Here is a 6,287-nt window from a genome sequence, read left to right as displayed (position 1 = left end):
AATTTCGGCGGCGAGGGCCGCATCAGCTATACCGCGCTCGGCGATGCGATGAACTGCGCGGCGCGCCTCGAAGGCGCCAACAAATATCTGAAGACCGTCGCGCTGATCAGCGAGGAGGCGCGCGAGCGCACCACGCTCGACATTTACCGGCCGATGGGCCGGATCGTGCTTAGCGGCCGCGAAACGCCGGTGGTGGTGTGGGAACCAGCTCCTGATTTCGATGCCAAGCTCCGGGATCGGCTTGTCCGGCTTTGGAACGCCTTCGATGGGGGGGATCGTTCCGCCCTCGACGAAATCGAGCAAATTTGCTTAACGCAGGCTAATGACGCGGCCTTGGCCGCCTTTGCCTGTCGCCTGCGGGAGGCGGGCCCGGGAGGCGCCTTCAAGCTCAAGGAGAAATGATATGGCCCGCCTGTTGCTGATTGCGGCAAGTGCCGCCCTTCTCGCTTCGACTTCGGCCGCCGCGGCGGTGCTGGTGGTGCGCTCGTCGGGACCGTCGGCCGCTGCCTACCCGCCGGGCAAGGCGCTGCCCGACAATCATGTGCTGAAGCTCAAGGCCACCGACATGATCGTCCTGCTCGATAGCCGCGGCACGCGCACCATCAACGGTCCCGGCAGCTTCAGCGTCGCCGCCAATGCCGCGCCGGTCACCACTTCGACCAACACTGCCGGGACCAGCGCCCGCCGCGTGCGGCTCGGGGCGGTCCGCGGCACCGGCGGCACCCGCAGCGTGTGGCAGGCCGATCTGGGCCGCACCGGCAATGTCTGCATCGCCAACCCGAGCGAGCTGACTCTCTACCGCCCGGATGCGACCGCGGCAGCCGATGTCACGCTGACCGATTCCGACGGCAAGACCGCCTCGGTCCATTTCGCAGCCAACCAATGGGAAGCCGGCTGGCCGGCCGACATCGCGGTCACGGCCGGCAAGCGCATCAACATCTCCGGCCTTGCCCAACCAACAACGCTGACGCTGCGACAGCTGTCGCCGATACCGTCGGGCCTCGAAGGCATGGCGCAGAGCCTGATCCGGGCCGACTGCCAGGCCCAGCTGGACGTGCTGGTCGATACGTTCAGCGCCCGCTCGGAGGGATAGCCTAAGCCTAAATGACCTTGAAGCTCGGCCTCTATGTCCTGATCTTCGCCGCCGCGCTGGGGGCGCTACTGGCACGGTCCAGGCTGTTCGGGCACATCATGCTGGGCATCGTCGGCATCGCCGGCCTGGCTTATGGCGCCATGCAGCACGGGCTGCTCGGCTCGATCCTGCCATTCCTGATCCTGATTGTCGCCGGCGTGCAGGCGAGCAGCGGGCTGGTCGCCAACAAGGCGGCCAAGTTCAGCGAGGACGAGAGGGCCATGCTTTCCGGACCGTTGGCCGGCCTTGGCCGCGCCCAGGCGAGGCGGCTGATCGACCAGGGCATCTGGATGGACGGGCGGCCCGGCGACGTCCTGATCCAGGAAAGCAAGGCGGCGGCTCAGCTCTATTTCATCGCCTCGGGCGCCGCCGATGTGCATGTGAAGGGCAAGCTGGTCGGCAAGGCCAGTCCCGGCCAGCTGGTCGGCGAAGCCACCGTGCTCGGCGAGTCGGCGGCAATCGCCACCGTCACCCTCACCGAGCCGGCGCGCTTCTGGTGCGCGCAGGGCCGCGCACTCAACGCCTATCTCGCCGCCAATCCCGACGCCCGCCACGCCCTGGAGCACGGCTTCAATGTCAGCCTCCGCCAGAAGCTTGAGGCGATGAACAAGGCGGCCAGCTAAGCGCCCCTGCCATTCACTTCTACGCACCCGCCATGCTTGTCACCTTGCGGATTCGTGCCAGGCCTTCGCTCAAGCGCGGCGTGACGAAGTCGAGGAATGCACGCAGCTTGAGGGGCTGCTGCTGGCGCTGAGCAAAGACGAGATGGGCTGGCATCGCCGGCGGCCAGAAATTGGGCAGTAGCGGCAGGATTGAACCGGCGGCCATGGCCTCCGCTGCCTGGTAACACATGACCCTCGCAACGCCTAAGCCAGCGACTGCGGCAGCAACGACCGCATCGGCCGTATTGACCGAAAAGCGCGGCTGGATGGCAACGCTCCGGGTCTGGCCATTTTCGACAAAGGGCCATTCGCGATACTGTTGCAGGCCCTCAAACGCGATGCACTCGTGGTCGGCGATAGCCGACGGATGGTCGGGCCTGCAATTTCGATCGAGATAATCCGGGCTGGCGCAGAATAGCCAGCGCAAGTCGCCCAGACGCCGGGCAATCAGCGTGGAGTCCGGCAAATGACCGATCCTAACCGCGACGTCGATATGAGCTTCGACCAGGTCGACAACCCCGTCAAGCAGGATCAGCCTGACGCCAACGTCCGGGTAGGCGGCAAGAAACTCATGGACGACCGGGGCAACGTGTAGCTTGCCAAACATGATCGGCGCGGTGACAACCAGTTTACCCCTTGGCACCCGATATTCGCCGGAAACCGTCCGCTCGGCATCGTCCAGATCGTCCAGAATGCGTCGCGCGGCCGCGACATAGGCAGCCCCCTCTTCGGTCACTTGCAGGCGGCGGCTGGTCCTGACCAGCAATTGCGCACCCAGGCGCGCTTCCAGGTCGGAGACGCGGCGGCTGACGGTCGCCAGCGGCAGGCCTAGCGACCGTGACGCCGCCGATAGGCTGCCGCCGTCGACCGCCGCCAACACCGTCCGCATGGCTTCAAAACGATCCATACACCCTTCCGTTTTATGGAAGTCAGAGTTGCGAGATTAACGTCTGCTCCCGATGATTGGAAGGCTCTAAATCGACGGCACGGCAATCATTGCCCGTCATCGAAGGAGCAATTCAAATGTCCCGCATTCCGACCCCGACCGTCGAACAGGCCCCCGCCACTGCCCAGCCGTTGCTGGCCGGCGTGCAGAAGCAGCTCGGCATCGTCCCCAACATGTTCCGCCTGATTTCCAACAGCCCGGCGACGCTTGAGGCCTATCTCGGCTTCTCGGCGGCGCTCGGCAAAGGCAAGCTGGCACCGGCCACCCGCGAGCGGATCGCGCTTGCCGTCGCCGAAGTGAACGGCTGCGGCTATTGCCTGTCGGCCCACACCTATATCGGCCTCAACCTCGCCAAGCTCGACGACGCCGAAATCACCGCCAACCGGTCGGGCGCGTCGAACGACATCGTCGCCGACGCCGCGGTCCGTTTCGCCGCCAAGGTCGCCCGTGAACGTGGCCAGGTCGCCGAAGGCGACATCGCTGCGCTCCGCCAGGCCGGCTATTCGGACGGCGAGGTCCTCGAGATCATCGGCCATGTCGCGCTCAATGTCTTCACCAACTACGTCAACGAGGCGCTGAAGACCGAGATCGACTTCCCCCGTGTCGACGCCCGCAAGGCCGCATGAACTCGCACGGCCGGCGGCGAACACCGCCGCCGGCCACCCCCACCTCAGCAAGGACAAGTCCATGTTCCGTGCCCTCGTGCTTTCCCTGGCGGCCAGCGTTGCTGTCGTCGCTTCGCCTGCTGCAGCGGCGCCAACTTCGCCGGCACCGACTGCCCGTTATTCCATTCCGGCGACGCCGATCCATTACCGGACGGTCAAGGTCGATGGCCTTGATATCTTCTACCGTGAAGCCGGCGACCCGAAGAAGCCAACCATCCTGCTGCTCCACGGCTTCCCGTCGTCGAGCCACATGTTCCGCGATCTCATCCCGCTGCTGGCCGATAAGTATCATGTCGTTGCGCCGGACTATCCGGGATTCGGCCATTCGAGCCAGCCGACGCCGGCCGAATATGCCTACACCTTCGACCATCTCTACGAGACGGTCGACCACTTCACCCGCGCGGTCGGCGTCGGCAAGTTCGCGGTCTACATCCAGGACTATGGCGCACCGATCGGCCTGCGGTTCGTCTCGCGCCAGCCGGATCGCGTTACCGCGCTGATCGTCCAGAATGGCAACGCCTATGAGGTCGGCCTGTCGCCGCTATGGGCGCCGATCAAGGCTTTGTGGGCCAGCGATACGCCGCAAACGCGCGAAGGTGCTGCCGCCTTCCTGACCCGCGAGACCACGACCTTCCAGTACAGTGAGGGCGTCCCCGCCGACCTCGTCAATCCAGACGCGATCGACAACGACCAGGCGATCCTCGACCGCCCGGGCAACCGGGAAATCCAGCTCGACCTGTTCGCCAACTACCAGACCAACGTCGATCTATACCCGGCCTTCCACGAGGCATTCCGCAAGCATCAGGTGCCGACGCTGGTGGTGTGGGGGAAGAACGACCCGATCTTCACCGTGGCCGGTGCCCAGGCGTTCAAGCAGGACATGCCCAAGGCGGAAATCCACCTGATCGACGCGGGCCACTTCGCGCTCGAGACCAAGTCCGGCGAGATCGCGGGCTACATCCGCGACTTCCTCGGTCGCAAGGTCAAATAAGCCCCCCAAGCCCGGACGCCACTGCCCTCCTGGCGTCCGGGCACCCTGCCCGCTACGGCGGATCGGAGAGCGGATCAGGAGCAAGCCAATGCCCAATCCCAGCAGCGACATTGCCTTCACCCCGACCGTCAAGGCTATCCAGCAGGAACGGGGGTCGCGCGACGCCTATGCCCGGATGGAAGCGGGCGGAGGGTTCCGCACCGAAATCGATGAACGGCTGATCGCCATGCTTGCCGCCACCAACACCGCTTATCTGGGGACCGCCAACGCCGACGGCCAGCCATACATCCAGCACCGCGGCGGACCGCGCGGTTTCATCCGAGTGATCGACGAGCGCACGATCGGTTTCGCCGATTACACCGGCAATCGCCAATATGTCTCGGCCGGCAACCTTCAGGACAATGAAAAGGCGTTCCTGTTCCTGATGGATTATGCGCGCAAGGCGCGGATCAAGGTCTGGGGACGTGCGCGGTTCAGCTATGATCCCGACGTGATCGCGCGGCTGATGCCCGGGGACTACAAGGCCCGTCCGGAAGCGGCGATCCTGTTCGAAATCAGCGCCTGGGACGTTAATTGCCCGCAACATATCCCGGTGAAGTTCGACGCCGACCAGGTCGCAGCCGCGCTCGCCGAACGCGACGAGGAAATCGAACGGCTGAAGGGTGAGCTTGCCGATCTGCGCACCAAATATGGAGAGGCGAAATGAGCCGCCCGCCGTTGCCGCCTTTCACCGAGGAAACGGCGAGGCAGAAGGTCCGCGCCGCCGAGGACGGCTGGAATAGTCGCGATCCAGCGCGGGTCGCGATGGCCTATACCGAGGATTGCACCTGGCGGAACCGCGTCGAATTTCCCCGGGGCCGAAGCGAGATCGAAGCGTTCCTGGCCCGCAAGTGGCGGCGCGAACTCGACTATCGGTTGATCAAGGAATTGTGGACCCATTCCGGCAACCGCATCGCGGTGCGCCTCGCCTATGAATATCGCGACGATAGCGGCCAATGGTTCCGCGCCTATGGCAATGAGAATTGGCAGTTCGCCGGGGATGGCTTGATGGAACGGCGCATCGCCAGCATCAACGAGATGCCGATCCGTGAGGAAGAGCGGCTGTTCCACTGGCCGATCGGGCGGAGGCCGGACGACCATCCGGGGCTGAGTAGCCTGGCGCTCTAGGTCGTTACGGTGACAGATTGCTAGGCACACAAAACTGCACCCGCCCAATGTCCGGAATGGGTGGGGACCGCAGAAAATTTGGGGACACCCGATAGAGATGTCCCCAAATTCCAATTCTCAATTCACCGGAAAGCCGCGCCGCTTGAGCAGCGCCGTCACGTCCGGGTCCCGGCCGCGGAACTGGCGATAGGCCTCGGCCCGGTCGGTCTCGTTGCCGGTCGACAAGAGGTAGATGCGGAACGCGTCGGCGATCTTCTTGTCGAACGGGTTGCCCGCTTCCTCGAACGCCGCCCAGGTGTCGGCGTCCATCGTCTCCGACCAGAGGTAGCTGTAATAGCCGGCCGAATAGCTGTCCGACGAGAAGAGGTGGCCGAACTGCGGCAGGCGGTGCCGCATCACCATCTCCTTGGGCATGCCGATCTCGGCCAGCGCCTTCTTTTCGAACGCGTCGGGATCGATAACGCCGGTCGGGTCGAGGTGCAGCTTCATGTCGACCAGCGCCGACGACAGATATTCGACCGTGGCGAAGCCCTGGTTGAAGGTCTCGGCCTTCTTGATCTTGTCGACCAGCGCCGCCGGCATCGGCTGGCCGGTCTGGTAATGGCGGGCGAACTGCTCCAGCACCGGCCGGGTCAGCAGCCAATTCTCGTTCACCTGGCTCGGATATTCGACAAAGTCGCGCTGCGACCCGCCCAATGACGGATATTTCACGTCTACCAGCAAA

Annotated in this window: 8 protein-coding genes and 1 pseudogene; 7 read left to right on the top strand and 2 right to left on the bottom strand. The window is 64.6% G+C overall.

Annotated features, from left to right (window positions below):
* From Q0C64_RS12635 to Q0C64_RS12625, 3 genes and pseudogenes are all read left to right on the top strand, one after another.
* Window positions 1-402: pseudogene (locus Q0C64_RS12635) on the top strand (adenylate/guanylate cyclase domain-containing protein); the annotation flags it as partial.
* Window position 403: 1 nt separating this feature from the next.
* Window positions 404-1,093 carry a hypothetical protein gene (locus Q0C64_RS12630; RefSeq protein ID WP_294124196.1) on the top strand — a complete coding sequence of 230 codons (690 nt, stop codon included), beginning with the start codon at window positions 404-406 and terminating at the stop codon, window positions 1,091-1,093.
* An 11-nt stretch (window positions 1,094-1,104) separates the two neighbouring features.
* Window positions 1,105-1,755, top strand: coding sequence for a cyclic nucleotide-binding domain-containing protein (locus Q0C64_RS12625; protein WP_294124195.1), 651 nt, complete (start codon window positions 1,105-1,107; stop codon window positions 1,753-1,755).
* A gap of 19 nt (window positions 1,756-1,774) precedes the next feature.
* Here the strand turns inward: Q0C64_RS12625 and Q0C64_RS12620 are convergent, their stop codons facing one another.
* Window positions 1,775-2,701 carry a LysR family transcriptional regulator gene (locus tag Q0C64_RS12620; protein WP_294124194.1) on the bottom strand — a complete coding sequence of 309 codons (927 nt, stop codon included), beginning with the start codon at window positions 2,699-2,701 and terminating at the stop codon, window positions 1,775-1,777.
* A gap of 116 nt (window positions 2,702-2,817) precedes the next feature.
* Between Q0C64_RS12620 and Q0C64_RS12615 the strand changes: the two genes are divergently transcribed.
* The 4 genes from Q0C64_RS12615 to Q0C64_RS12600 all read left to right on the top strand — a co-directional run bounded on the left by Q0C64_RS12615 (window position 2,818) and on the right by Q0C64_RS12600 (window position 5,563).
* The gene (locus tag Q0C64_RS12615) at window positions 2,818-3,366 is read left to right on the top strand and encodes a peroxidase-related enzyme (protein ID WP_294124193.1); all 549 of its coding nucleotides are present in this window, start codon (window positions 2,818-2,820) and stop codon (window positions 3,364-3,366) included.
* 61 nt (window positions 3,367-3,427) lie between these two features.
* Window positions 3,428-4,396 (top strand): alpha/beta hydrolase, encoded by a 969-nt coding sequence (locus Q0C64_RS12610; RefSeq protein ID WP_294124192.1) that lies wholly within the window; start codon window positions 3,428-3,430, stop codon window positions 4,394-4,396.
* Window positions 4,397-4,484: 88 nt separating this feature from the next.
* The gene (locus Q0C64_RS12605; protein ID WP_294124191.1) at window positions 4,485-5,102 is read left to right on the top strand and encodes a pyridoxamine 5'-phosphate oxidase family protein; all 618 of its coding nucleotides are present in this window, start codon (window positions 4,485-4,487) and stop codon (window positions 5,100-5,102) included.
* Window positions 5,099-5,563, top strand: a complete 465-nt coding sequence (locus Q0C64_RS12600; protein ID WP_294124190.1) for a nuclear transport factor 2 family protein — start codon at window positions 5,099-5,101, stop codon at window positions 5,561-5,563. The genes Q0C64_RS12605 and Q0C64_RS12600 overlap by 4 nt, the downstream gene beginning before the upstream one ends.
* Before the next feature lie 117 nt (window positions 5,564-5,680).
* Here Q0C64_RS12600 and Q0C64_RS12595 read toward each other — a convergent pair.
* The coding region (locus tag Q0C64_RS12595; RefSeq protein WP_294124189.1) for a M3 family metallopeptidase at window positions 5,681-6,287 on the bottom strand (607 nt) is incomplete at its 5' end.

The sequence above is a fragment of the Sphingomonas sp. genome, assembly GCF_023266535.1.
In the GTDB taxonomy this organism is placed as follows: domain Bacteria; phylum Pseudomonadota; class Alphaproteobacteria; order Sphingomonadales; family Sphingomonadaceae; genus Sphingomicrobium.
Note: the sequence above shows the minus strand (reverse complement) of the source record. Positions and strands in the feature narration are given on the sequence as shown.